This window comes from Mesorhizobium sp. M4A.F.Ca.ET.050.02.1.1 (genome assembly GCF_003997725.1).
Taxonomy (GTDB): Bacteria; Pseudomonadota; Alphaproteobacteria; order Rhizobiales; family Rhizobiaceae; genus Mesorhizobium.
On record NZ_RZSG01000972.1, the window covers coordinates 1 to 2,004 of the forward strand.

Here is a 2,004-nt window from a genome sequence, read left to right on the forward strand (position 1 = left end):
ACCTGATCTTCGTCGGGCAGGACGGCAGGATCCGGGCAATCTTGCACGGCGAGCCGCAGTCCGAGGCGATCATCTCGCCCGGCGAACCGGTGCGCTTCGTGCTCGAGCTCAAGGCAGGCACGGCCGCCAAGGACGGTATCGCGGACGGCGACCTGTTGCGCCATCCGGCCATCGGCACGGCGTCGGGGCCGGCCAGGCCGGCGCCGGACAAGGGCGATGCGCCGAGCGTCGATCCCAACTGAACAATCCGGACCTTTGCCGATGCAGTATTTTTCGCACGACGGTTTCGACCTTGCCTATCTCGATCGCCAGCCGGCATCGGGCTACGGCGATCCGGTGCTGATGATCCACGGCTTTGCCTCCAGCCACTATGTCAACTGGGTGTCGCCCGGCTGGTTCAAGACGCTGAACGATGCCGGCTACCGGGCGATTGCCTTCGACAATCGTGGTCATGGCTCGTCGTCGAAAAGCTATGACGAGGCCGACTACACGCCGGCCAGGATGGCCTCGGACGGGGCGGCCTTGCTCGATCATCTCGGTATCGAACGGGCCCATGTGATGGGCTATTCGATGGGCGCGCGCATCTCGGCTTTCCTGGCGCTGTCCGACCCGGACAAGGTGGCGACGCTGGTGTTCGGCGGCCTTGGCATCGGCATGGTCGACGGTGTCGGCGACTGGGACCCGATCGCGGCGGCACTTCTTGCCGAAGATCCAGCGGCGACGACGCATCCGCGCGGCCGCTCGTTTCGCGCCTTCGCCGACCAGACGCGCAGCGACCGCCGGGCGCTTGCCGCTTGTATCGCCACCTCGCGCGAACTGCTCAGCAAAGGTGACATGGCGCGGATTTCCCAGCCGACCCTGATCGCCGTCGGCACCAAGGACGACATTGGCGGCTCGCCGGACGAACTGGCGGCGTTGATGCCGAATGCAAGGGCATTCCACATCGAGGGCCGCGACCATATGCTGGCCGTCGGCGATAAGAGCTTCAAGCAGCGCGTGCTGGAGTTCTACGCCGAAAACCCGCTCTAATACGGCACCAGTGAGTGCCATGGTCGAGCTTCTCGTCACTTACATGGAGATGACCGAGCCGCCGTCCGGCGAGGGCATTGCTGCCCGGCTGGCGGGTGCGACGGTGGGGCGGGAAACGCTCGATATCGGAGGCTATGTCAGCCTCTACCGCGCCGTCGGCGAGCCGCTGCAGTGGGATCAACGGCTGCGCATGGAGCCACGGGAGCTTGAACGGCTGCTCGCCAGTCCGGCGACGCATATCCATGTCCTGCGCGTCGACGGCGAGGCGGCCGGCCTGTGCGAGTTCAACGGCGTTGGCCAATCCGTTGTCGAGCTCACCCATTTCGGGCTTGTGCCCGCTTTCCAGGGCCGCCGACTCGGGCCGTTCCTGCTTGACCGGTCGCTTCGCGCGGTCTGGTCATATCGGCCCGAAAGGCTCTGGCTGCACACCGACACCTATGACCATCCCAATGCGCAGCCAGTCTACCGGCGCGCAGGCTTCAAGGCCTATGCCGAGCAGATGGAGACCTTGCCGGATTAGGCAATGCAGCTATTATTTTCCACGCAATTCCGGACGGAAAACCGTTACACACTTTTCCTGGAATTGCTCAAGCTTCGAGCGCCTGCAGCGATCGTGCAAGGTTCCGCCTGGCCTGGGGTTCGAACCGTTGCCGGAACTCGTCGGTGTGGAAGATATGCGGGCGGGCAAGGAAACTCTTCAGCACCGCGCCGCGTCCGGCACGCCACATCGGCTCCTCGACCCAATGGTATTCCTGGCGGACGGCCCGCTCGTAGGCATCGAAGGTCTCGGGCGCCGCACCCAGGATAGCGAGGTCCATGTCGAGCATGAGTGCCGCGTCGCTGGCGAAATCCTCATCGTCGGAGCGCGGCAGTTCGTGCGTGGCGGTGGCGAGGATCATCGCGGCGACGCGGCCGAGGCGCCCCGCGTCGGTGCGGCCGGCGAGTTTTTGCTCGGCAAGAGCGGCACTCTGCGCC

At 65.3% G+C, this 2,004-nt stretch carries 3 protein-coding genes and 1 pseudogene; 3 read left to right on the forward strand and 1 reads right to left on the reverse strand.

Translation table 11 applies throughout. The features are described 5' to 3' along the window. The 3 genes from EOA33_RS33800 to EOA33_RS33810 form a co-directional block, all read left to right on the forward strand. The coding region (locus EOA33_RS33800; protein WP_190234466.1) for a DUF192 domain-containing protein at positions 1-242 on the forward strand (242 nt) is incomplete at its 5' end. Positions 243-261: 19 nt separating this feature from the next. Continuing rightward, entirely contained in the window at positions 262-1,029 is a 768-nt protein-coding gene (locus EOA33_RS33805; RefSeq protein WP_127407586.1) for an alpha/beta hydrolase, read from the forward strand. A gap of 19 nt (positions 1,030-1,048) precedes the next feature. Further along, positions 1,049-1,549: a GNAT family N-acetyltransferase gene (locus EOA33_RS33810; protein WP_127407587.1), complete on the forward strand. Its 501-nt coding sequence runs from the start codon at positions 1,049-1,051 to the stop codon at positions 1,547-1,549. 67 nt (positions 1,550-1,616) lie between these two features. Here EOA33_RS33810 and EOA33_RS33815 read toward each other — a convergent pair. Continuing rightward, positions 1,617-2,004 (reverse strand): annotated as a pseudogene (locus tag EOA33_RS33815) (hypothetical protein); the annotation flags it as partial.